Annotated in this window: 23 protein-coding genes; 11 read left to right on the top strand and 12 right to left on the bottom strand. The window is 49.2% G+C overall.

Annotated features, from left to right (window positions below):
• Window positions 1-34: 34 nt before the first annotated feature.
• The 3 genes from DC20_RS13565 to DC20_RS13575 form a co-directional block, all read right to left on the bottom strand.
• Window positions 35-1,741 carry a M28 family metallopeptidase gene (locus DC20_RS13565; protein WP_062544328.1) on the bottom strand — a complete coding sequence of 569 codons (1,707 nt, stop codon included), beginning with the start codon at window positions 1,739-1,741 and terminating at the stop codon, window positions 35-37.
• Window positions 1,742-1,769: 28 nt separating this feature from the next.
• Entirely contained in the window at window positions 1,770-2,558 is a 789-nt protein-coding gene (locus DC20_RS13570; RefSeq protein WP_062544329.1) for an HNH endonuclease, read from the bottom strand.
• Window positions 2,559-2,641: 83 nt separating this feature from the next.
• Window positions 2,642-4,798 (bottom strand): S9 family peptidase, encoded by a 2,157-nt coding sequence (locus DC20_RS13575; protein WP_083470326.1) that lies wholly within the window; start codon window positions 4,796-4,798, stop codon window positions 2,642-2,644.
• Window positions 4,799-4,994: 196 nt separating this feature from the next.
• Here DC20_RS13575 and DC20_RS13580 point away from each other — a divergent pair, with 196 nt between their 5' ends.
• The 5 genes from DC20_RS13580 (at window position 4,995) to DC20_RS13600 (ending at window position 10,522) form a co-directional block, all read left to right on the top strand.
• Window positions 4,995-5,276: an ATP-dependent Clp protease adaptor ClpS gene (locus DC20_RS13580; protein ID WP_062544330.1), complete on the top strand. Its 282-nt coding sequence runs from the start codon at window positions 4,995-4,997 to the stop codon at window positions 5,274-5,276.
• Between the two features lie 15 nt (window positions 5,277-5,291).
• On the top strand, window positions 5,292-5,900 hold the full coding sequence (recR, locus tag DC20_RS13585; RefSeq protein ID WP_062544331.1) for a recombination mediator RecR: 609 nt from the start codon (window positions 5,292-5,294) through the stop codon (window positions 5,898-5,900).
• A gap of 139 nt (window positions 5,901-6,039) precedes the next feature.
• Window positions 6,040-8,001 carry a glycosyltransferase family 2 protein gene (locus DC20_RS13590; RefSeq protein WP_062544332.1) on the top strand — a complete coding sequence of 654 codons (1,962 nt, stop codon included), beginning with the start codon at window positions 6,040-6,042 and terminating at the stop codon, window positions 7,999-8,001.
• A 175-nt stretch (window positions 8,002-8,176) separates the two neighbouring features.
• Window positions 8,177-9,385, top strand: a complete 1,209-nt coding sequence (locus DC20_RS13595; RefSeq protein ID WP_062544333.1) for a pyridoxal phosphate-dependent aminotransferase — start codon at window positions 8,177-8,179, stop codon at window positions 9,383-9,385.
• 105 nt (window positions 9,386-9,490) lie between these two features.
• Window positions 9,491-10,522, top strand: coding sequence for a bifunctional heptose 7-phosphate kinase/heptose 1-phosphate adenyltransferase (locus DC20_RS13600; RefSeq protein ID WP_062544334.1), 1,032 nt, complete (start codon window positions 9,491-9,493; stop codon window positions 10,520-10,522).
• A gap of 143 nt (window positions 10,523-10,665) precedes the next feature.
• Here the strand turns inward: DC20_RS13600 and hemE are convergent, their stop codons facing one another.
• From hemE to DC20_RS13615, 3 genes are all read right to left on the bottom strand, one after another.
• On the bottom strand, window positions 10,666-11,697 hold the full coding sequence (hemE, locus tag DC20_RS13605; RefSeq protein ID WP_062544335.1) for a uroporphyrinogen decarboxylase: 1,032 nt from the start codon (window positions 11,695-11,697) through the stop codon (window positions 10,666-10,668).
• 146 nt (window positions 11,698-11,843) lie between these two features.
• On the bottom strand, window positions 11,844-12,467 hold the full coding sequence (locus DC20_RS13610) for a MarC family protein (RefSeq protein ID WP_062544336.1): 624 nt from the start codon (window positions 12,465-12,467) through the stop codon (window positions 11,844-11,846).
• A 78-nt stretch (window positions 12,468-12,545) separates the two neighbouring features.
• Complete coding sequence (locus tag DC20_RS13615) at window positions 12,546-13,013, bottom strand: hypothetical protein (RefSeq protein WP_062544337.1); 468 nt, start codon at window positions 13,011-13,013, stop codon at window positions 12,546-12,548.
• A gap of 303 nt (window positions 13,014-13,316) precedes the next feature.
• Between DC20_RS13615 and DC20_RS13620 the strand changes: the two genes are divergently transcribed.
• Genes DC20_RS13620 through DC20_RS13630 form a run of 3 tightly spaced genes read left to right on the top strand, consistent with a single transcriptional unit; the run spans window position 13,317 to window position 15,504 of the window.
• Complete coding sequence (locus tag DC20_RS13620; RefSeq protein WP_062544338.1) at window positions 13,317-14,444, top strand: 5-(carboxyamino)imidazole ribonucleotide synthase; 1,128 nt, start codon at window positions 13,317-13,319, stop codon at window positions 14,442-14,444.
• Window positions 14,441-14,968 carry a 5-(carboxyamino)imidazole ribonucleotide mutase gene (gene purE / locus DC20_RS13625; RefSeq protein ID WP_062544339.1) on the top strand — a complete coding sequence of 176 codons (528 nt, stop codon included), beginning with the start codon at window positions 14,441-14,443 and terminating at the stop codon, window positions 14,966-14,968. Before DC20_RS13620 ends, purE begins: the two co-directional genes overlap by 4 nt.
• A 2-nt stretch (window positions 14,969-14,970) precedes the next feature.
• A complete protein-coding gene (locus tag DC20_RS13630; RefSeq protein ID WP_062544340.1) occupies window positions 14,971-15,504 on the top strand; it encodes a GNAT family N-acetyltransferase in 534 nt (177 codons plus the stop codon).
• Window positions 15,505-15,564: 60 nt separating this feature from the next.
• On the opposite strand, the gene DC20_RS13635 is transcribed toward DC20_RS13630, so the two are convergent.
• Window positions 15,565-15,912 carry a transmembrane 220 family protein gene (locus DC20_RS13635; protein WP_062544341.1) on the bottom strand — a complete coding sequence of 116 codons (348 nt, stop codon included), beginning with the start codon at window positions 15,910-15,912 and terminating at the stop codon, window positions 15,565-15,567.
• Window positions 15,913-16,036: 124 nt separating this feature from the next.
• Between DC20_RS13635 and DC20_RS13640 the strand changes: the two genes are divergently transcribed.
• On the top strand, window positions 16,037-17,497 hold the full coding sequence (locus tag DC20_RS13640; RefSeq protein ID WP_062544342.1) for a PQQ-dependent sugar dehydrogenase: 1,461 nt from the start codon (window positions 16,037-16,039) through the stop codon (window positions 17,495-17,497).
• Window positions 17,494-17,895: a c-type cytochrome gene (locus DC20_RS13645; protein ID WP_062544343.1), complete on the top strand. Its 402-nt coding sequence runs from the start codon at window positions 17,494-17,496 to the stop codon at window positions 17,893-17,895. Before DC20_RS13640 ends, DC20_RS13645 begins: the two co-directional genes overlap by 4 nt.
• 149 nt (window positions 17,896-18,044) lie before the next feature.
• On the opposite strand, the gene DC20_RS13650 is transcribed toward DC20_RS13645, so the two are convergent.
• A complete protein-coding gene (locus tag DC20_RS13650; RefSeq protein WP_062544344.1) occupies window positions 18,045-18,971 on the bottom strand; it encodes a porin family protein in 927 nt (308 codons plus the stop codon).
• Window positions 18,972-19,385: 414 nt separating this feature from the next.
• On the opposite strand from DC20_RS13650, the gene DC20_RS13655 reads away from it, so the two are divergent.
• Entirely contained in the window at window positions 19,386-19,961 is a 576-nt protein-coding gene (locus DC20_RS13655) for a histidine phosphatase family protein (protein ID WP_062544345.1), read from the top strand.
• A gap of 48 nt (window positions 19,962-20,009) precedes the next feature.
• On the opposite strand, the gene DC20_RS13660 is transcribed toward DC20_RS13655, so the two are convergent.
• From DC20_RS13660 to dnaK, 4 genes are all read right to left on the bottom strand, one after another.
• Window positions 20,010-20,630, bottom strand: a complete 621-nt coding sequence (locus tag DC20_RS13660; RefSeq protein WP_062544346.1) for a 3'-5' exonuclease — start codon at window positions 20,628-20,630, stop codon at window positions 20,010-20,012.
• Window positions 20,631-20,825: 195 nt separating this feature from the next.
• Window positions 20,826-21,077, bottom strand: coding sequence for a hypothetical protein (locus DC20_RS13665; RefSeq protein WP_062544347.1), 252 nt, complete (start codon window positions 21,075-21,077; stop codon window positions 20,826-20,828).
• A gap of 56 nt (window positions 21,078-21,133) precedes the next feature.
• A complete protein-coding gene (locus DC20_RS13670; RefSeq protein ID WP_062544348.1) occupies window positions 21,134-21,373 on the bottom strand; it encodes a hypothetical protein in 240 nt (79 codons plus the stop codon).
• A gap of 194 nt (window positions 21,374-21,567) precedes the next feature.
• Window positions 21,568-23,508 carry a molecular chaperone DnaK gene (gene dnaK / locus DC20_RS13675; RefSeq protein ID WP_062544349.1) on the bottom strand — a complete coding sequence of 647 codons (1,941 nt, stop codon included), beginning with the start codon at window positions 23,506-23,508 and terminating at the stop codon, window positions 21,568-21,570.
• Window positions 23,509-23,510 lie beyond the last annotated feature (2 nt).

Raw genomic sequence — 23,510 nt, forward strand, 5'->3', positions numbered from 1 at the left:
TTTGTTTTAAGAAACTAGCCTGAAAACTGCCCGGTTACTGTTTGGGCATGTACTTGTCCCGTACGGTCTTGAACTCAGATCCAGTTTTCCATTGGGGCCACTCATTGGAGAAGGCAAGACGCTTTCCCATTTGGTAAAGCAGTTGTAAGTCAGCTACGGCTCCGTCAAACTTGAAAGCAGTGTTTACCTCGTCATTAGGCTTGTGGTAGATGTTGGCGGTAAAGTTGTCCAACAGTCTTTTACCTTCGGCTTTGCCGAGTTGGAGGTGATCTGTGCCCATTCCGGTAAACAAAGCAGGAACCCCCGTTTTCGCGAAGTTGAAGTGGTCTGAGCGGTAGTAAAGACCTGACTCGGGGTTTGGGTCACGGGCAATGTACCGGCCCGCTTTCTGGGCCTCTTCGGCGAGGAGGTCTTCCAGTTCAGATTGCCCCATGCCTATCAAAACAATGTCTTTAGTAGCACCAAACGGGTTGAGCATGTCCATGTTGAGGTTGGCGACGGTCTTCTCTTTCGGGAACACAGGATTCTCTGCATAATGCTGGGAGCCTAACAAACCTTGCTCTTCGGCAGTCACGGAAAGGAAAACGATGGATCTGTCTGGTTTCTGGCCTTGGCCTGTGAACGCTTTGGCAACGGCCAACAACCCGGCAGTGCCGCTGGCGTTGTCGGCGGCACCGTTGTAGATGCTGTCGTTCTGGGCGTTCTTCTTGCCTATGCCCAAGTGGTCCCAATGCGCAGAGTACACGATGGCTTCCTCAGGACGTTTGCTTCCGCTAATCTTCGCGATGAAGTTGTACGATTTGTCATACTTCACGGTGGCTTTTAGGGAAGTGCTCACCGTCATGCCCAGTGCATTGCCCTTAAAACCACGTTTTGCTGCCCGTTGCAGTTCGGCTTGGTAGTTTTTGCCGGCGGCGGCAAAGATCTTCTCTGCCACGGGCGTTGTAATCCAGCCTTCCATGGCGCATTTGTAGGTTTCTTTGCCGCGGGTGTCCAGATAAAATTTAGAGGTGTTCCAGTTGTTTTGCACCACCTGGAATCCATAACCGGCCGGCTCGGTGGCATGCACAATCAGGCAACCTTTGGCGCCTTGGCGGGCGGCTTCCTCAAATTTGTAAGTCCAGCGGCCGTAATACGTCATGGTGCGGCCCTTGAAGAAAGTAGTGTCTGAAGAGTAGAACCCCGGGTCACTCACCAGCACCACCACAACCTTGTCTTTTACATTGAGGCCAGCGTAGTCGTTCCAGTTGTATTCCGGCGCCACAATCCCGAAACCGGCATATACCAGTTCACTATCTTTGATGGAGACATTTTCTTCGGGACGCCTAGCCCAGACCACATACTCTTCTAGCCCCTTCAACGTCATGGTTTTTTTGCCTTTCACCGTCAAGGTTGGGGCGGGAGCCGAGGTGATTTCCACCATGGGTACTTCCTGCAGAAAGCTGTTGCCATTGCCGGGTTCCAGGCCTAGTGCTTTGGCCTCTTTCTCCAGGTAAGCGAGGGTTTTTCTCTCGCCGGTGGTGAACGGCTTGCGGCCTTCCATGTCATCGGCGGCCAAGGCGGTCACATAGGTACTATAGCTTTCCAGCGTAACTTGAGCAGTAGTTGTAGACTCGTTAGTTGTAGGCTCAGCAAGAATTGCCTCAGATGCGGTGGCGTGCTGAGTATTAGTGGTAGTTTGGCAAGCCGAGAAAACTGTAAACCCGAGGGGCAAGGCCCAGAAATATATGCTTTTGAACATGCGTAATTTATTTAGTATGCTACTGAGCTTATTTATTTAAACTTCTTAAAGTAAAATCTAAATCCGTTATATACTCCATTTCTACTAGATGGCTGAAAAATACTTTGTTATTTATCCATTCATTAGCCTCATCAAATAGATATTTGTCCCTTGTGAAAATTGCTCTTGGTGTTACTTCTAAAAAGAAAACATGACCTAAGAACAACATCTGGTAAAAACCACATTCATTAATATGAGTTAACGATTGTTCAGTAAATGCAAGGGAGGGGTTGTTGAAATTTTCTTCAACAAAATAAATTCCATTGTTTTTCAGGAAGTAAAGGGGTAAATCTCCTATCCCAAATCGTGCAAAATTTCTAACAGTATTAAATTTGGTGTCTAATCCATTTTTTGTACACCGATGATATTCTTGTAAAAACACTTCATAAACTCCTCGTTTAAATTGTCTTGTGAAGTTTCTTAAAAACCTTGGCTGTATTTCAAAAGACTTTTTAATCTGTATTGTTAATCTTGAATGGTGATAGTTAAAGTATCTAGATTTTAACTCTTTGTAGGAGTTTTCGTTTTTGTTTTGTTTAAATAAGAATTTAATAATATTGAAAATTTCTTTGAAGGCTAGTTCAGGGGACATGACAAACTCCTTAAACTTATCTTTAGTTGATGTGCCAAAATAGGAATTGCAAGCATCACAGATGTCAACACCTATCATAGTTGAGCCTAATTTTCTTGAGATAGTATGGGGTTCATTATTAAAAGACACTTCTGTCTTTTCCTTCAAGCACCAAATACATTTTCCTTTGTGAATGTACTCCTTCATAGGTCTTTATTAGAAGGCAAAACAGCTTATTTATTCGACTCCTTTTTAGGGTCTGTTTTGTAGAAAACAGACCCTAAACGTTTCTATTTCAGATGCTCGTCTAAGTACTCAGTTACTTTCTTATACAGATGCACGCGGTCTTTGCCGCCCACGTTGTGCGGATGACCCGGGTACACGAAGTAGTCCAGCAGCACGCCTTCATCCACGGCTTTTTTCAGGAAGGCTTGGCTGTGTTGCCACACGACCACGTCGTCTACGGTGCCATGAATCATGAGCAGTTTGCCTTTCAGGTTCTTCACGTGGTTGAGTAAGTTGGCTTGCTCGTAGCCTTGCGGGTTTTCCTGCGGGGTGTCCATGTAACGTTCAGTGTACATGACCTCGTAGAGGCGCCAGTCTATCACCGGTCCGCCGGCCACGCCTACTTTGAAAACGCCGGGCTCCTTGAGCATGAGCGAAGTGGTCATGAAGCCGCCGTAGCTCCAGCCGTGCACGCCCAGGCGGTTGACATCCACATAGGGCAGGCTTTTCAGGTGTTCCACGCCTTTCATTTGGTCGCTTACTTCGGCTACGCCGGCCTGGCGGAAGATGGCTTGTTCAAAGGCGCGGCCTCTATCGGCGGAACCGCGGTTGTCCAGCGTGAACACGATGTAGCCTTTCTGAGCCATAAGCTGCATCCAAAGGTTGGAGCCGCCTAACCAGCTATTGGTGATCATTTGGGCGTGCGGACCACCGTATACGTACACCACCACCGAGTATTTTTTCTTCTCGTCAAAGTTGGGCGGGGTAATCATGCGGCAGAACAGATCGGTGCCGTCCTCGGCCTTGATGGGGAAGAGGGTGGTTTCGCCCAGTTTGTAGTCCTGCAGTGGGTTTGGAGCCGTTAACAAGGTTCTGGCTACTTTACCCGCATCAGTGTCCAGAATCCGGATGGTGCGCGGAGTGGCGGGGCTGCTGTAGTTATCTATGAAGTACTGGCCGGTAGGGCTGAAGGAAATATTGTGCACGCCGCTTCCCTGCGTGAGACGACCGATACGACCAGTGCTGAGTTCCACGGCGTATAAATGACGTTCCAACGGACTCTCGGCGGTAGAGGTGAAGTACGCTTCGCGGCCGTTTTTGTCAAAACCCACCAAGTTCTTCACAATCCACTCGCCTTTGGTGAGTTGCCGGATGAGCTGGCCGTTGGTGTTGTACAGGTACAGGTGGTCAAAGCCGTCTCGTTCGCTGAACCAAACAAATTGGTCAGGCTTACCGGGCACAAAGTAGAGGCCGCGCTCGGGTTCTATCCATTTGTTATTTTTCTCTTCAAACAAGGTCTTCACAAAGGCGCCGGTGGCAGCGTCATACTGGTTTAGCCACATGTGGTTTTGGGCGCGGTTCACTACCGCCAGGTAGATGGATCTCTCGTCGGGGCTCCAGGTGAGGTTGGTGAGGTATTGCTCCGCAGGTTCGCCGGTTTTCAGGAAAATGGTTTTGCCTGAGGCCACGTTGTACACGCCAATGGTCACGTGGTGGCTCTTGCCGCCAGCCATGGGGTATTTGATGTTGTTCAGGGTGGCGGGCACGGTGCTCACATCTACCAAGGGGTAATCGGTGACCATGCTCTGGTCCATGCGCGAATACGCCAGACTGTTGCCGCTGGGGCTCCAGAAGGTTCCTTTGGTAATCCCGAACTCAGAGCGGTGGGCCGCCTGTCCGTTGACAATAGCAGGGTTGGTTTCTTGGGTTATTTGCTTGTTTTCGGCGCCGGGCTGAGAGATGAACAGGTTCTGGGCTTTGGTATACGCCACCCGTTGTTTGTTGGGGGCAAAGTCAACGTTCTCGGCAGCGGCATCTAGTTTGTAGAACGGCTGGGCTGCTTTGTTCTGGACATTGTAACGGTACAGGCTTCCGCGCTGGTTTACCAGAAGCTCAGAGCTGTTCAGCCATTCCAGTCCGTTTACCCCAGTAGCTTTGTTTCCGCCGGCTTTTTCCAAAGCGGCGCTTAAATCGATTAGGGTCACTACGGCTCTGGGAGCGTCCTTCACGGAGCCCCGCAGGAGTTGGTCGTTGGTGTTGCTGACGTAGCTGTAGTCATTGGTGCCGGGCACCCAGGTAAGCTGACGGAGGTTGGCAGGAGAGAGGCTGGGATTCAGGAAAGCGTCTTCCATGGTGAGCAGCTTCTCCTGGGCGGTTCCCGTAAAAGAAGCCAAGAAAGCCAGCCAGAAAAAGGCTAGAAAGGCAGGTGATTTTTTATACATGTGGTTTGGGGTTAACAGCGTAGAACAGTAGGCAAAGGCAGAAAATGAGGTAGCTTTTGCAGGAGTTCTTCTATCAAAAATAAGGCTAAACTACCTTTTTTTCAGGAACAAGAGGTGGTTTTTAGCTGTTTTACTTTTGCTGAGACCTACGCAGATGGGACTTCCTAAACTCATGTTAATTGCTTAATTTTGTGTTATGGACATTCTAACTGAAATTCTGGAGCAGGAAGACGTGTTGTTATTGGAGGAAACCACCGATGTACGCGAGCTGGTGGTCTACAATGATGACGTTAATACGTTTGAGCACGTCATCAACACGCTGGTGCAGGTTTGCCGCCACACACAGGAGCAGGCTGAGCAATGTACCATGTTGATTCACTACAAAGGGAAGTGCACCGTAAAGCTGGGCACGTTCTCTGAGCTGGAAATCATGTGCACTGCCATCCATGACCGGGGTATCTCAGCAGATATCGTTTAACCCTGAACTAACTGGATGAATTTCCCTTCTAAGCTGATTGAAAATGCGGTAGAAGAGTTGGCGAAGTTACCTGGCGTGGGCAAAAAGACTGCCCTGCGTTTGGTGCTGCACCTGCTCAAAGCCGAAACCGAAGATACCAAACAACTTTCTGAGGCCCTGGTGCGCATGCGTACCGGCATACGTTACTGCAAAACCTGCCATAACATTTCTGACATGGAGGTATGCGGCATCTGTTCCAATCCGCTCCGTGACCGTTCCCTGCTGTGCGTGGTAAGCGACATGCGTGATGTAATTGCCATTGAGAACACAGCCCAGTACAAAGGCGTGTACCATGTGCTGGGTGGCGTGATTTCTCCGCTGGAAGGCGTTGGCCCCTCAGACCTGCACATTCAGTCTCTGGTGGAGCGCTTGCCAAGCTCCGGGGTAAAAGAGATTATCCTGGCGCTCAGCCCCACCATGGAAGGCGATACCACGGCCTTTTACCTAACCCGTAAATTGAAAGAATATCCGGCCCGTATTTCCAGCATTGCCAGAGGCGTGCCGGTAGGTGGGGAGTTGGAGTACACTGATGAAATTACCTTAGGCCGAAGCATTCTAGACCGTACCGCTTACAGCCAGATTTAAGCTTCTTTTTAGAAATCAAGCTTTAAAGGGTCAGGAAAGCAGGAACAAACGTTCCTGCTTTTTTTATGTTTGTCTTTCTTTTCAGAACTTACCTCAGAATACATAGACTAAGAAGAAAACCTGCTCCAACCTTACCCTTTTGAAAGACCTTTCCGTCATCATTGTCAATTACAACGTCAGCTATTTTCTGGAGCAATGCCTGCTTTCCGTTAGAAAAGCAGTGCAAGGCCTGCAGGCGGAAGTGTTTGTGGTAGACAATAACTCGGTAGACGGATCGGTGGAGATGGTGCGGCGGCGGTTCCCCGAAGTGATTCTTCTGGCCAACAAAGAAAACCTGGGTTTCTCCAAAGCCAACAACCAAGCCATCAGGCAAGCACAAGGCAAATACATTTTGCTCCTGAACCCAGACACGGTAGTAGAGGAAGACACCTTCCGGAAGTGCATCCGGTTTATGGAGGAGAACCCAGAGGCGGGTGCTTTGGGCGTGAAGATGATGGACGGCGCCGGCAAGTTTCTACCAGAGTCCAAGCGTGGGCTTCCTACACCGTGGGTGGCATTTTCGAAGGTGTTTGGGTTAGCCGCCCTGTTCCCAACTTCTTCCCTGTTCAACCGCTACCATCTAGGTCACCTTCCAGCAGATGAAGTGCACATAGTAGATATTTTAGCCGGAGCATTTATGTTCATACGGGCCGAGGCACTGCAGAAAGTGGGTTTGCTGGACGAGGACTTCTTTATGTACGGCGAAGACATAGACCTTTCTTACCGCATCAAAGAAGGCGGGTACGAGGTGTTTTACTTTCCAGAAACCCGAATCATCCATTACAAAGGCGAAAGCACCCGCAAGACCAGCGTGAACTACGTGTTCATGTTTTACCGGGCTATGATGGTCTTCGCGGAGAAGCATTTCAGCGGCAGCCAGGCCCGGGTGTACTCTTTTTTAATTAGGCTGGCCATCTACCTGCGGGCTGCCATTGCTCTTGTATTCAGAGCTGTACAGCAACTTTTACCTATCGCTCTGGACGGGTTATGCCTGGCTATTGGAGTAATCATTGGCGAGAAGGTAGTGCCAGATCCGCTTTCCTTGGACCCATCGCCCATGTGGGCAACATACTTTGGGGTTTGGCTAGGTACGGCGTTCTTCAGCGGGGCTTATGACAAACCCACCCGCTTGTACCGGCTGGTACGCGGCATGTTATGGGGAAGCATCCTGCTTATGGCGTTCTCCAGCATTGTGGCCATTGTGGGCGAAACAAACAAAAAACATTTATTCGTGGCAGTTGTGCTGGGCTTGGTGGGAATGACCATCTGGCGTTTGCTCTGGCACTTCCAGGAATACGGCCATTGGCGGTTTGGAGAACCCAAAGCCAAACGCATAGCCGTGGTGGGCAGCGGGAAAGAAGTGAAACGCGCATCCCATCTTCTTCGGCAGGCCGGGGCGCAGGAACCCGTCGCACACCTGGAACCGCAGCACACCACCTCAGACTTGCAGCAGATTAGGGAGGTCATCGATATTTTCAAGATAAACGAACTCATCTTCTGCGGGAAAGACCTGGCCGTTTCTCAGATCATAGAATGGATGGTGCAGATCCATGACAGCGCCCTCGAATTCAAGATACTTCCCGAAAACAGCACCTATATTATTGGGTCTTCGTCTAAAAACGCCCGCGGTGATTATTACGCCTTGCACATTGAGGTGAACCTGCTGAACCCGTATCATCGCCGGAACAAAGTGGTGTTGAATTCACTGGTGAGTGCGCTTCTGCTTATCTTGTCTCCGTTCCTGGTTTGGCGCATCAAAGAAAAGCGGCAGTTTTTTAAAAATTGCCTCGGAAACCTGATCGGGTTGTACCAGTGGGTGGGGCTGAAAGCCACGGCCACGCCAGACACGCGTCCGGCTATTCTGTCGCCGGTAGACAAAGTTTCCCGTTCCAGAATCAGTCCGGCGGCGGCCCGGCAGATGGAAGTGGTGTACGCCAAAGAATACACGCCCTACGCAGATTTGCAGATCATTGCCCGTAACCTTTCTAACCTAGGCAGACCCGCGAAACCGGTAAAACCCTTTGTGCCTGAAGCAGTACAAGTAAAAAGGCACGCCTTGTAGTATATACTTGGGCTTTTGCGCCCGCGTTAAAGGAGAGTGTAATTGCCGTTTCTGTCACGATTTTTATAGTTATATGGCGTAAATAGATGAAGTATTAATTAAATATGCTCAGATACGCTATAAAAACAGCAAAAGGTCCTATTTTTGAGCCCATACCTTTAAGTCTTCTTAAGAGATGATCACTACCGAACAAAAAACACTTTCAGACCGCATCACCTCCCTTGCCGAATCACAAACCATCGCCATGGCGAAAAAGGCGCGTGAGTTGGCAGCCAAAGGAGTGGACGTGATAAACCTTTCCTTCGGGGAACCAGATTTCCAGACGCCGCAGTACATCAAAGATGCCGCTAAAAAGGCAATTGATGACGGCTATACTTTTTATACTCCGGTTGCCGGTTACCCAGATCTGCGCAAGGCGATTGTAGAGAAACTTCGCCGCGACAACGGCCTGGAGTATGGTCCTGAGAACATTGTGGTTTCTACCGGAGCCAAGCAATCCATTGCCAATGCGGTAATGTGCCTGGTGAACCCTGGCGATGAGGTCATCATCATCTCCCCGTATTGGGTGAGCTACGAAGAGGTAGTTAAACTGGCCGAGGGAATTCCGGTGCCGGTGAAAGGTCCTCTGGAGAACGACTTCAAAATTACGGCGCAGCAGTTAGAAGAGGCGATTACGTCCAACACTAAACTGGTGATGTATTCTTCGCCCTGCAACCCAACGGGTTCTGTGTTCACGAAGGACGAACTCGCCGCTTTTGCCGCTATTTTGGAAAAACACCCGCAAATCCACGTCATCGCTGACGAGATTTACGAGTACATCAACTTCACAGGCGAGCATTACAGCTTGGCCCGTTTTGAGTCCATCAAAGACCGTGTGATTACGGTGAACGGTTTCTCTAAAGGCTATGCCATGACTGGCTGGCGCGTGGGCTACATTGCGGCCCACAAAGACATCGCCGATGCCTGCGACAAAATGCAGAGCCAGATCACCAGCGGTACCTGCTCCATTGCCCAGAAAGCTGCTCAAGCTGCTTTGGAAGGCGGAAGAGAATCAGCTGAGGAAATGAGCGCTTCTTACCTGCGTCGCCGCGATTTAGTGTTGGGTTTGATGAATGACATACCAGGCATCAAAACCTACGTGCCACAGGGTGCTTTCTATATCTTCCCAGATGTGAGCGCTTTCTTCGGGAAGTCTGCTGGTGACATCAAAATCGAAAACTCAAACGACTTAGCCATGTACCTGCTGAATGACGCTCACGTGTCATTGGTAGAAGGTGGAGCCTTTGGTGCACCGCAGTGTATCCGGTTCTCCTTCGCTGCGTCTGATGCCAAATTGATTGAGGCGTTGGAGCGTATTAAGGCTAGTTTGGCGAAACTGAGCTAAAACTGAGTATCACATTTTCTTAGTACTTTTGCCTTCCATTGGATAACGCGCCTGCAAGATAGGTGCGTTATCCAATGTTTTGTTTGTAACCTATACATCTTCTGAATGTCTATTCAGCACACGGTTTCTGCCCTTTTTGACCGCTTCAGCCAACTGCGGGTTCTGGTTGTAGGCGATGTGATGATTGACTCCTATCTCTGGGGAAAATCATCACGCCTTTCGCCGGAGGCACCTGTGCCCATTGTGAACCGAACTAAAATTGAGCAGCGCCTAGGCGGTGCCGCCAACGTGGCCCTGAACATCCAGAGTTTGGGCGCTACCCCATTGCTGTGTTCCGTAGTAGGCGACGACGCAGACGGGGCCACTTTGCTTAGGCTGTTACAGGAGCAGGGCCAAACCCAGGAAGGCATTGTCTTGAGCCCAGACCGTCCTACCACAGTAAAGCAACGCATCATCTCCGGCGGACAGCAACTACTCAGGATAGATTCAGAAGTAGAAACGGATCTAAACGCGGTAGAACGACAAGCCTTAATCCAGAAATTTCAGGACCTGCTGCCAGAGGCGCATGTGGTGATCTTTGAAGATTATGACAAAGGCGTTTTAAGTACCGAGGTAATCCAAGAGCTTCTAACCTTGTCTGCCCAGGCCGGAGTACCTACCGTGGTGGACCCTAAGAAAAAGAACTTCCTGTCTTACAAAGGAAGCACCCTGTTCAAACCCAACCTGAAAGAACTTAAAGAAGGCCTGAAAGTTGATTTTGCAGATGCAAACTTAGCTGCTTTTGAACAGGCGGTAAACACCTTGCAGGAGCAGATGGCTTTGGAGAACGTGCTGGTGACGCTTTCAGAGAGAGGGGTGTTCTGCCAGTCGTCGGCCAAAGAGAAGATTTATTTAGATGCCCACATCCGGACCATTTCTGATGTTTCAGGCGCTGGAGATACCGTTGTGAGCATTGCAGCTCTAAGCTTGGCGGCCGGGTTGCCCTTGGCTGCCCTGGCGGAATTAGCGAATCTAGGCGGGGGATTGGTCTGCGAACACGTAGGCGTAGTTCCCATCAACAAAGAACAACTGCGGCAAGAAGCACAGGCATCAAAAGTCTTGCAGAAAGAACTGGTTTCCTTTGCCATGAAAGCGTAGGCTTCTGTTTAGCGCCGATTTTAAAAAGCAGGCTCTAAAGCAGCTCTTTCTCGATTCTTATTTAAAGCTATAAAAAATGGCTTCCTGCATACGTATGCAGGAGGCCGTTTTAGTTTACTTTTCTGAAAAGAGGCTCGAAAACCCTATCGGTGGCTATACTCTTTCACCGTCTGGATAAAGCATTTTACTTTCTCCGGGTCAGTGTCTGGGTACACGCCGTGGCCTAGGTTGGCAATGTGACGGTTCGGGCCGAAGGCTTCCAGCATCTTGATGGTTTCACGTTTCACACCGTTGAAGTCGTTGTACAGGGCGCAAGGATCCAGGTTGCCTTGCAGGGTTTTGTCAGGACCTACGGCCGCGCGGGCATCTTTCACGTCCATGTTCCAGTCCAAGCCAATGACTTGGCAATCTAACTTAGAAAACTCCGCGAGGGAGAAGAAAGCTCCTTTGGCGAAAACAGTTACCGGAATACCTTGAATAGCCTGGCAAATCTCCGCGATGTAGCGGTAAGAGAATTCTCTGTAATGCGCAGGAGGCAAAATACCCGCCCAGGAATCAAAGATCTGGATCAGGTCGGCTCCGGCTTCTACTTGGGCCTTTAAATAGGCGATAGTGGTATCGGTGATTTTGCGGAGGAGTTGGTGCGAAAGCTCAGGGGCTTCATACAGCATCTTCCGGGCTTTGGAGAACGTTTTGGAGCCGCTGCCTTCCACCATGTAGGCAAAGATAGTCCAGGGCGCACCCGCAAACCCAATGAGCGGCACGCGACCGTTCAGTTCCCGCTTGGTGACTTTGATGGCTTCCAGCACGTAGTTCAGGTGCTCGTATGGGTCTGCCACACGCACGTCTTCTACGTCGGCGGCAGTTTTAATGGTGTTGGGGAACAGAGGTCCGCGCTTCTCTATCATTTCATAGGTGCAACCCATGGCTTCTGGTACCACTAGGATATCAGAGAAGATGATGGCGGCATCCACGTCCAGCAAATCAACTGGTTGAATGGTCACCTCAGCAGCCAGTTCAGGGGTTTCTACCAGTTCTTTAAAGCCTGAAAGGCGTTCGCGCACGGCGCGGTATTCAGGTAAAATACGTCCTGCCTGACGCATGAGCCATACAGGAGTCCGTTCAGTTGGCTGGCCCATGGCAGCCCGAAGCAGCAAGTCGTTCTTTAATTGCATGCCGCAAAGATAAAGCAAAAAAATATGAGTCCTGGGTTCTGAGTTCAGAGTTCTGAACTGGAATTTATGGGGAGCAGAGAAGATAAGCCCGAAATGATTTCGGGTTCGTTTTTGCAAATCGGCTTCAAAGCGAGTGAACGGCTTATTTATACAGGCTTGAACAAGGCCAGCAAAGCTGTCACAATGAAGCTTACCCCTAGTGACAATACAATGAAGCCCATGATTTTGGTGAGGGCGGCTAAGCCGGCTTTGCCCAGGAAAATCATCAGACGAGGCGAGAAAAGCAGGATGATGTAACTCACTATTCCCAGCAGGATGATGCCCAGGATGGTGAGGCCCATGTCTACATAGGTAAGCGTTTTGGTAAAAAGGCTGATAACAACAGCAATGGACCCAGGGCCAGATAGCAAGGGCATGGCCAGTGGCGTGAACGAGATATCTTCTTTCTCCACCCCTTCGGCCACTACGTCTTTGGATATTTTCTTGCCGTCATCAGATTTAGAATTGAGCAGGTCCAGGCCGGCGCGCATGATCATAATGCCGCCCGCAATACGTAGATCATGGATTCGGAGGCCGAAAAAGTCCAGCACCGCCTGCCCGGCCAGAAAGAACACGGTTAAAATCAAAATCATGTACAGACAAGCTTTAAAGGCTTGTTCGTTGCGGCGCGTGGGCGTGTCATCATGGGTGAGCGTCAGGAACACCGGCATGGCGCTAAACGGATTCACCACTGAGAATAAAGCGGAGAAAGTAGCGAGTAAGATTTCCATTGGCTTCAATAATACAGAAAATCAATAATATACCCGCACGGGTGCTTTGGGGGAGAGAGCACCGAAAGCTTTTAAGCTTTATTTTAAAAGACGGCTCCAAAAACCAGAGGGGGCAGGTTTTGGCTGGCGTGAATAGGTGCGTTTTAGTTGCACCAGTTGTAAGCGCTGGATGGCTTTGATCAGGTACTGGTAGGCTTGGGCATCGCGGGCCAATACACCGCTCACACCCGGTTTCCAGAGGCTCAGGATTTCTTCTCCTTCAGAGGCAGGGGTAAGGATAAAAATATGGGTGCGCTCCAGTTGGGAAATCAACCCTTTGAGGACTCTAATATCGGGATTGTACCCCAGGCTGGCCTTACCTCCCAAGATGATGATCTCCCTGGTGGAGTTGCGGGCAGACCCAAATTTGCTTGCAAATACCTCATAGCTCACGGCTTGGACCTCAACCCGTTGGGTATATAAATTTTGCTTATCTAAAGCCTGAACTAATGATGCAGCCAGTGTTTGGTCGTCTTCCAACAGCAGCAGCCGATAGGATGTATTCATAGGTAAGTAAATATAAAAGAATCTGAATTCTCTGTATAGTGTCGCTTAAATAATGTTGTAAAATGTAAATTAGTTCTTTTTATTATTACAAACTAAAATCTATTTTGAACGTCAACAGCTGAAATTTGCTTTAATTAAGTCCATGTTGAAGGAGAGGAACGTTCCTGAATAAGAGAAAAATAGTCTTATCCTTCCTGAAAAAAGCTTGGAGCTTACCCGCATAAACGTGAGATTTGGGGTCTATGCAGAGGTTAGGAAAACGGGCCTTTCCATAGAATCAAAAGATGATTTACTTTCCACAACATGAATGCAATTAAATTAGGCATATTGGGTGGCGGACAGCTTGGTCGCATGTTGCTGCAGGCAGGCCTTGATTTCAATCTCTACACACTGGTCCTGGACCCCGATGAACATGCTCCGTGCCGTCACCTCTGCGAAGAGTTTGTGCATGGTGACTTTAAAGACTATGACACCGTTTACGCCTTCGGGAAACGGTGTACGCACGTGACCATAGAAATTGAGCACGTAAACGTAGATGCCCTTTTTGCGCTAGAGAAAGATGGAATTCAGGTGTACCCAAAGCCCGCTTCTCTCCAGACTATCCAGGACAAAGGCCTGCAAAAGGAGTTTTTTCAAAAGAATAACATTCCTACTTCAGATTTCAGGTTGCTGCAAGATGCTGCCGAGTTGGAGGCGAACGTAGATTTTCTGCCTGCCTTCCAGAAACTTCGCCGCGGCGGGTATGATGGCAACGGCGTAACCCGACTTTCTTCTGCGAATGATTTCCATAAAGCATTTCAAGCGCCTACGGTATTGGAAAAGTTGGTGGAGTTTGAGACTGAGATATCGGTTATCTGTGCCAGAAACGTGCAGGGTGAGGTGAAAGCGTTCCCGGTGGTGGAGCAAGTCATGCACCCAGAACACAACCTGGTAGATTACCTGTTGGCACCAGCTCAGATTGCCTACAAACTGCAACGCATGGCCATTGAAATTGCTACCCATGTAACCACTGGTCTGGACATTGTGGGGTTGTTGGCGGTAGAGATGTTTGTCACCCGTGACGGACAGATTTTGGTAAATGAGGTAGCGCCACGTCCGCATAACAGTGGCCATCATACCATGAAAGCAAACGCTACTTCTCAATTTGAGCAGCATTTACGTGCTATCCTGGGCTTGCCTTTAGGCGATGCCGAGCCGCATTGCCCAGCCGTGCTGGTAAACCTTCTGGGGGAGGCAGGCCATTCTGGTGAGGCGGTGTATGAAGGTTTGGAGACTACGCTTCAGGAGCCCGGCGTGCACATCCATTTGTACGGAAAGAAGTTTACGCGTCCTTTTCGGAAAATGGGCCATTTAACCGTACTGGCTCCTACCATTGAAGAAGTAAAACAAAAAGCAGATACCATCAAAAACCGCTTAAAAATCATTGCATGAGCCAATCTCCTGAGCAAAATAATGCCCTCGTAGGCATTATCATGGGCAGCCAGTCAGACCTGAAAGTGATGTCTGGTGCTGCCGATATCCTGGAACAACTGAACATTCCCTTTGAAGTAACCATCGTTTCAGCCCACCGCACGCCCCACCGCATGTTAGAATATGCTGAAGGTGCCCGCAAGAAAGGCTTGAAAGTGATTATTGCCGGCGCAGGCGGAGCCGCCCATTTGCCTGGTATGGTGGCAGCCCTTACTACCTTGCCGGTGATTGGGGTACCGGTAAAATCCAGCAACTCCATTGATGGTTGGGATTCCATTTTGTCTATTCTACAGATGCCTTCCGGGGTGCCTGTAGCCACCGTAGCTTTAAACGGAGCTACCAACGCTGGTTTGCTCGCCGCCCAGATTCTGGGAAGCACCAACGCCGTAGTAGCCGATGCCTTGGAGAAACATCGCACCACGCAACGCGATAAAGTGATGCGCTCGGTAGAGCAACTCCGCCGCGGAGACATTGAAATGGACTAGCTTTGCTTTCCCTACAACCCATAGTAGAAACTGCCACGCCCGAGTTCTCTCAGGCGTGGCAGTTGTATGAAGAGGCTTTCCCACCAGAAGAGCAACGTTCCTTTGCGCAACAGCAAAGTCTGTTAGCCAATGCCGCTTATCAGTTTTTCATTATCAGGCACCAGGAAGAGTTTGCCGGATTGCTAGGTGTTTGGCAACTGCCGGAAAGTACATTTCTGGAGCATTTTGCGGTGGTAACTACGTTGCGAGGGAAAGGAATAGGAGCAGGTGCGCTGCAGTTACTGGTTAAAGAAAAAAGGCAACCTATAGTCCTGGAAGTGGAGCCGCCTTTGACAGAGATTGCCAAACGCCGGATCAGTTTTTATGAGCGGCTTGGTTTCCATTTAAATGATTTCGAATACCGGCAACCGCCTTATGCTGCTGCCAAACCATGGGTGAAGTTACAGCTCATGACGTACCCCGAAAAGGTAGTGACCCCAGATTTAGAAATGATTAAAGCTCAATTGTATAAGCAGGTGTATGGGCAAGCAGTTTAGGGGCTGTTTTTGTAAAGAAAGCTTAAAAAGCTTACAGCCTAGCTTTCAGAAATTAAAAGTCTAGTCCCTATATCTCCATTCCAGGAGAAAGCAATAGACCATCACCAGCGCGCAAATGGTGAGCCCCAATGATTCACGGGCTTCCTCAATGGCAGGGGAGCGGCTCATGTCAAAAAAAATGCCTTGGTAGATAGGAGGCCAAAGCAAGAAAGCGGCAATCGCATACCCCAGAAAAGCCAGTGCATAGACCCATCTGAATAACTTCCGCTTGAAGGCTAGAAAGCAAAGTATTGCTGCCGACAGGTAAACTGCCACCCAAACACCTGGATCAGGATCGTTCAATTGCACAAAGGCAAACAGGATGAACAGCACTGCAAATACAAGGAGAAGCAAGCCGCGTAATTTCATAGAATCTGTAAAATGCTTTTAGAAATATTTTGCTTTAAATTATAATTATGTAAACAACGGGCAAAGGCAACTGTTTTACGTACTAAAAGTATCATTGATAGACCTCCTATACAATTGCACGCCTATGAAAATACTTCTCCGCTTATCTGTATTTACCTTAGTGCCTCTTCTTTTTTCCGGATGTTACAAACTTAAGGGAAGCTACGGTGGTCCTAAGACTTTTGAACCGCAACCGCGGGCGATACAAGCCAATGACGTGGCTTTGCCCTCCGGGTACACCATTGAGCCAGTCGCATCAGGCTTGAATTACCCCACTGGTATCACCTTTGACGATCAAGGTACTGCCTACATCACTGAATCTGGCTATGCCTACGGCGAAGTCTGGCTACCTCCCAAGTTGCTGCGCCTGAACCCCGACGGCTCCACTACCCAGATTGCGGCTGGTGATAAAAATGGTCCCTGGACCGGTGCCACCTACCACGATGGCTTTTTCTTCGTCTCAGAAGGAGGGCAGCTGGAGGGCGGGCGCATTCTGAAAATCTCTAGGGATGGCCAGATTACCCGCTTGGTGGAAGGGCTGCCCAGTTATGGCGACCACCACACCGATGCCCCAGTTATTGGTAAGGACGGCTACCTGTACTTCGGCCAGGGAACGGCCACTAACTCAGGAGTTGTAGGCACCGATAATTACCACTACGGCTGGCTTAAACGACACCCTTCTTTTCATGATATTCCCTGCAAAGACGTCATCTTAAACGGGCAGAATTTTACTACTTACAACCCCCTCAATGAAAACGACAAGGACGAAGCCTCTACAGGAGCTTTCCTGCCATTTGGGACGCCCAGTACCCCAAACCAGACCATCAAAGGAGCCTTGCCTTGTTCTGGAGCTATCATGCGGGTGTCGTTGCAGGGTGGACCTTTGGAGTTAGTGGCCTGGGGGCTGCGTAATCCTTACGGACTGGCCTTTTCTCCAAACGGTCAGCTATATGTCACGGATAACGGGTATGACACCCGGGGCAGTAGGCCAGGGTACGGCGCCGGCGATGTGCTGTGGACGGTCCAAACGGGGCAATGGTATGGTTGGCCAGATTTCGCAAACGGTCAGCCCATGGCTTCTGATGACTACAAAACTCCGCATGATGACCCAAAATTCCTGCTGGCCAAACACCCCGGCACGCCGCCTAAACCCGCGGCTATTCTGGGGGTGCATTCCTCTTCCAACGGACTGGATTTCTCCCGTACTACCAGCTTCGGCCACGTAGGCGAAGCGTTTATTGCCCAGTTCGGCGATATGACCCCTAATGTAGGCCACACTTACGGGCCAGTTGGTTTCAAAGTGGTTCGGGTAAACCCCACGAGCGGCGTCATTGAGGACTTTGCCGTAAACAAAAGCAAAATGAACGGACCTGCCTCCCTCATGAAAAACGGAGGACTGGAGAGACCCATCGCCGTGAAATTTAACCCTTCGGGAAATGCCTTATACGTGGTTGATTTTGGGGTCATGCCTATGACTGAGGAAGGCCCCGCGCCTAAACAGCAGACCGGGGTAATTTGGAAAATAACTAAAACCGCTGCCCGATGAAACAGCTTTTAACAATCCGTAATAATGCCTGGAAGATGCTGTGGCTACTTCCGGTATTGGTTCTCAGCAGTTGCGGCACAGCCCGGCGCAGTGAACCTATCATGGGACCTCTGACTCTGCAAACACAGCAACTGGAAAACGGCCGTCAGGTATTTATGCAAAACTGCCAGCGCTGCCATCCTTTGGGAGAAGCGGGGTTAGGACCTTCTCTCAACAATATTCCGCTGCCCGGCGCAGCCCTTCGGTTCAGGGTACGCAGCAAAGCCTTTTTCCTAGGCATTGGGCGAATGCCATCCTTCAAAAAGCACGAGATTTCCAGAGAGCAGATGGATGAACTGGTGGTGTATCTAAAAGCCCTCCGGCGGCACAAAAGATCTGAGGCCGTGGCTGCCCAGTAACAACTGCCATTTCCATAGCTGCTTTGGGTACAAAGAAATAAAGAACCAGTTCCTTTCCTCTTGGTACACTATTAAAATCTAAGCCCGTTTTCGGAGCAGTTTTTGAAAACAGCTCCGAAAACGGGCTTAGATTAAAATGAATAAGGGTTTTACAATGTCAAGCTCAGCAACAGGTACACCTGACTTGTGGTGGAGCTGATTCCTGTATATCTGGAGAAGCCATTCCCTCTTTCAAACCTACCTTCTAATGAGAACTGGTGGTTGGTCCAGGCCGGGAAAAGCACACCGCCTCCCACAGCATAACTCTGGGCGTAATTCCTGAAGTCCTCCATAAAAGGTTCTTTCTTGACAGAAGTGTTTTCCTGTACACTGGAAGAACTGGTGGTGGTTATTTCTTGCTTGTAGTTGAAAGCGTAAGAGTTGATAATTCCTGCATTCACAAAAGGCTTAATCTTTTTGAAGGGCAAAGTATATCTCAAAAGAAGGGGGATTCTTAAATAAGGCAGATCAAAAAATACCTCATAATCTTTCCTGAAAGTGTTTTGTTGCTCGCTTAAACTTTTGGAGTATTGGTGACGGGTATATAAAATCTCGCCTTGCAAAGACATCTTAGGGTTTATCCAAGGCAGGGTTGTGTTTACAAATAACCCGAAGGCAGGACCCATGGAAGATGAATAGGTTTCATTCTCTTTAGGAAGGGTAGGGCCTCCCTTCACCGTTAAGCTGGAAGTGGCTCCGCCACCGGCAACACCCCAGGAGATAACTGCTTTCTTTGGAGTTTCCACGTACGTTAAGCTGGCCGGTGCGCTGCATTGGTTATAACGGGCTACTATCTCAATAAGGGCTTTTTGCGAGAAAGGGAGGTTTTTAGTGCCTGCAACCTCATTAGGACAACCGATGAAAGCTTGGTTTAATGTTCCCCTAAACAGGTTATAAGGAACCAGAACCCTCTTACCATTAACTATCTCAGCCTGGGAATAAGAAATGAGTTCCTGTAAAGAGTCTCCATGCAGAAGATAGAAACGATCTTTGGTTTCAGCGTCACGGTAAGAGTAGAGACTTGCTTTTCCTTTCACTAAAAGGGTAAGAAAACGGTCTTGGGAGGAGCTTCCTTCTTTTAAACGCTTTACTTCAAACTTAGACCCAGCCAGAACGCCATAGCCTTGAATCTCAGTTGGAGTATATATTTCAACGGCACCATCTTCTGATGTCTTGAAATTGACTTTTTCGGCACTTCTTTTGTCTCCTCTTTGATCAACGAGGCCTTGGATAGTGTCATTTTTTTGAATAATGTACCCTGACTGGAAGTTTCGTTGAGCCGATGCGGAAAGGCAGAGTACTGAAAAGAATAAAGGGAGTAGGACTTTTTTTATAAAACAGATTATGGAGCAATATAGAGGGGTTTCACGATCTTACAAAAAGAAGCCTGCTAAAGAAAGGTGCCCGTATACAACTTGAATGTGTTTTTCTGCTTGTCAAGCTTTTGTTTTATGTCAACCTCTACTCCGCATATTTACCTCATCCGTCACGCCCGGCCCCTCATCAACAAGCAAGGTTTTTTTACAAAAACGCAAGCCCAGCAATACCTTCAGGATTACAACGAGGCTGATGTGGAAGAAATCATTGAGCGGAGCGAACACCTGCCCATGGATCAAATAAAAAGAGTGTTCTGCAGCACCCTGCCCCGTGCGAAGGCTACTGCCCTGATGTTGTTTGGTCCTGATGTGGAACTGATAGAAGATGCCACTTTCAAAGAGTTTGAGAACCGAATGTGGGGTTTGCCCATGGGCAAGTTTCCTTTGAAATGGTGGCAGGTTACTTCCCGTGTTTTGTGGTTACTGGGCTTGAACCAGAAAGACATTGAAAGCTTTAAGCAAGCAAAGGCCCGCGCTGCTCAGGCTGCCGATCATTTAGTGCGGGAGGCTGAAGCAAATGGCTTGGCTGTGTTAGTGGCGCATGGCTTCCTGAATGAGTTCATCAAGAGGTCGCTTCGCAAGCAAGGCTGGAAGGTAGTACTAGATGGTGGCAGAGGCTACGTGGGAGTGACGCAATTAGAAAAGAGCTAAATTGGATTGAACATTCTTTTAAGAAAGCAAACAATAAACGGAGATGTTTTAGAAAGGAAAGGCTTTCTTCTTCTTGGCTTCTTTTCTAGCTGAAGAGGCTTTGTACCCGCCTTCAAACAATTGCCCGAAATTTATTTTCAGCTTTTCAGGGAAATCGTCTAAGCAACTGCAGTTGGTGTGCGCCAGAGCCCTAAGGGTTAGCTCGGCGCAAGCGTAAGAATCAGCGGCGGCACGGTGGTGTTTGAACTGGATGCCGTGGCGGTTGCAGAGTGATTTCAAGTCATACTGCGGAAGCCCTTGCCACACTTGTTTAGAAAACTGCACGCTGCAGGCATAATTCAGCTCGGGAAAAGGGAGTCCATAGGTAGTCAGCGTAGCGCGGAGTACGCTCATGTCAAAGCTGGCATTGTGGGCAATTACTAATTGGTTTTGCAGCAGCGGTCTCAGTTCCTGCCAGACCTGGTCAAACGTGGGGCTGTTCTTCACATCCTGCGGCTTTATGCCGTGAATGGCGATGTTCATGCCGTTGAAGTACGGGTAGGATTTAGGTTTGATGAGCCAGGCATCTGTTTTTACAATCTGCCCATTCTGCACAAACGTCAAACCAATCTCACAAGGACTGTCACGGTCAGTGGTGGCCGTCTCAAAATCAAGGGTAATAAAATTCATTTCCGTACTCCTTTAGCTCCAGAAGAAGCAAAGGTACGAAGCTTTGGAGGCATTGACGTCTGGTTGAAGTCTGGAAAGAGAAAAAGAATAGGTTTTGTAAAAACAGGCTGAAAAGAGAAATTCAATACTAAAGAAAAACAGAAAGGAGAAGCCATTGCCTCTCCTTTCTGCTTTTGAATTCAACTATCAACAAGATTAACGACGGGGAAACAGGATGTCCAGAATGTCCCGGGTGACAGACCCTGGACGGCGTCTTTCCTCTTCTCTCCAGTCATACTCTGCATCATAAGCCTGATCTCCGTGTAAAATGAAAGCACCGGGCTCTAATCTTACGCCGTACAGGGTCCGGCAATCAGTGGGAGGGGGTTGATGCCCCGGCGAACGGTTAGGGTACCAGATCCGGCACTCGCCGGGCGGCGGGTAATGGCCTTTAGGTACGCCCTGCAACTGCCGAGGGCCTGCCGTACCCCTTGGAGGAAGAATAACCCGGCCTAATATACCGTCTAAACCTCCATTCTCCCGTGGCTTCCTCCATTCTCCCGTGGCTTGGTTTGCTCATCCCGGGTATTGCGCCATTCCTGGTCATTGTAGCCTTTGTCTTTTTTATCTTTCTTCTTCTTGTACTCTTTATACTCCTTGCCCTCTTTGTGCTTTTTATTCTTTTCCTGGGCAGAGGCCGCCGGGCAAGCCAGGAGAGCAAGGCTGGCAGCAAACAATACCGCTGCTAATTTAGCTTTTATCATAGGGCAAGGTTTTAAGGGTGAAACGATCAATCTATTAGTTGCCATGGCAAAGTTCATACCACATCTGAAGAAGTCCCTTTTGAGAATTTTTTATAGCTTTTCATCAGAAGGGATAGGCCTCGGCTAACTGGTGCAAAAACAAAAAAGCCCTACCGCAAAGCGATAGGGCTTTCTCAACTAAACCTATTTTTTTATTACTTAACTTCTTCGTAATCCACGTCGGTCACGTTATCTGCGCTGGCAGACTGAGTAGCACCGCTTTGTCCGTCAGAACCTGGCTGGGCTCCACCACCAAATCCGGCGTCAGCACCTGGCTGACCAGCACCACCCGTGGCAGCGTACATCTCCTGAGAGGCAGCTTGCCAGGCGTTGTTAATGTTTTCCATGGCGCTGTCAATCGCGGCTAAGTCTTTCGACTCATGCGCTTTCTTCAGGTCAGCCAAAGCACCTTCAATGGCAGTTCTGTTTCCGGCAGAAAGTTTCTCGCCGTACTCTTTCAGCTGCTTCTCGGTCTGGAAGATCATAGAGTCAGCCTGGTTCACTTTCTCTACTTGCTCTTTCGCTAAACGGTCAGACTCGGCGTTAGCCTCGGCCTCTTTCCGCATGCGCTCGATCTCCTGCTCAGACAGACCAGAGGAAGCCTCGATACGGATCTTCTGCTCTTTGCCGGTGCCTTTGTCTTTGGCAGACACGTGCAGGATACCATTGGCGTCAATGTCGAAGGTTACTTCGATCTGCGGAACGCCGCGCGGTGCTGGCGGAATATCTGACAAGTGGAAACGACCGATGGTGCGGTTATCGCGGGCCATTGGGCGCTCACCCTGCAATACGTGGATCTCCACGCTTGGCTGGTTGTCAGAAGCAGTTGAGAAGGTCTCAGACTTCTTGGTAGGGATAGTTGTGTTAGACTCAATCAATTTGGTCATCACACCACCCATGGTCTCGATACCTAAGGAAAGTGGCGTTACGTCAAGCAACAACACATCTTTCACCTCACCCGTCAATACACCACCCTGGATAGCGGCACCAATCGCCACCACCTCATCTGGGTTTACACCCTTAGATGGCTTCTTGCCGAAGAATTTCTCAACTTCCTCCTGGATTCTTGGGATACGGGTAGAACCACCCACCAAGATTACTTCGTCAATGTCACTTGGCTGCAAACCAGCGTCTTGTAACGCCTTGCGTACCGGCTCCATAGAACGACGTACCAGGTCATCAGCTAACTGCTCAAACTTAGCACGAGACAGTCTGCGCACTAAGTGCTTAGGACCAGTCTGCGTAGCTGTAATGTAAGGCAGGTTTATCTCGGTCTCAGAAGAAGAGGAAAGCTCAATTTTCGCTTTCTCAGCAGCTTCTTTCAAACGCTGTAACGCCATTGGGTCAGTGCGTAAGTCCATGCCTTCTTCGGCTTTGAACTCATCGGCTAACCAGGCAATGATCACTTGGTCAAAGTCGTCGCCACCCAGGTGAGTGTCACCGTTGGTAGACAAAACTTCAAACACACCGTCACCTAACTCCAACACAGAGATATCGAAAGTACCACCACCTAAGTCGTAGACCGCAATTTTCTGATCCGCGTGTTTTTTATCCAAGCCGTACGCCAAGGCTGCGGCAGTAGGCTCGTTGATGATACGTTTTACATCCAATCCAGCAATCTGTCCGGCTTCTTTCGTAGCCTGACGCTGTGCGTCGTTGAAGTAAGCAGGAACAGTGATGACCGCCTCGGTTACTGTAGTACCCAGGTAGTCTTCCGCAGTTTGCTTCATTTTTTGCAAAACCATGGCCGAAATCTCCTGTGGCGTGAACTCACGGTCACCGATCTTTACGCGCACGGTATTGTTGCTTCCAGACTGCACGTTGTAAGAAACGTGGCTGGTTTCGTCTTTTACTTCTGAGAAGCCGCGGCCCATAAAACGCTTGATGGACGCGATGGTATTTTGTGGGTTAGTGATAGCTTGACGTTTAGCAGGATCACCTACTTTACGCTCACCGTTCCCGTTATCCAGGAATGCCACGATGGACGGTGTAGTCCGGCGGCCTTCGCTGTTCGGAATCACCACTGGTTCGTTACCCTCCATTACAGCAACGCAAGAGTTGGTAGTTCCTAAGTCAATGCCTATGATTTTTCCCATAG

This window comes from Rufibacter tibetensis, from assembly GCF_001310085.1.
GTDB lineage: Bacteria > Bacteroidota > Bacteroidia > Cytophagales > Hymenobacteraceae > Nibribacter > Nibribacter tibetensis.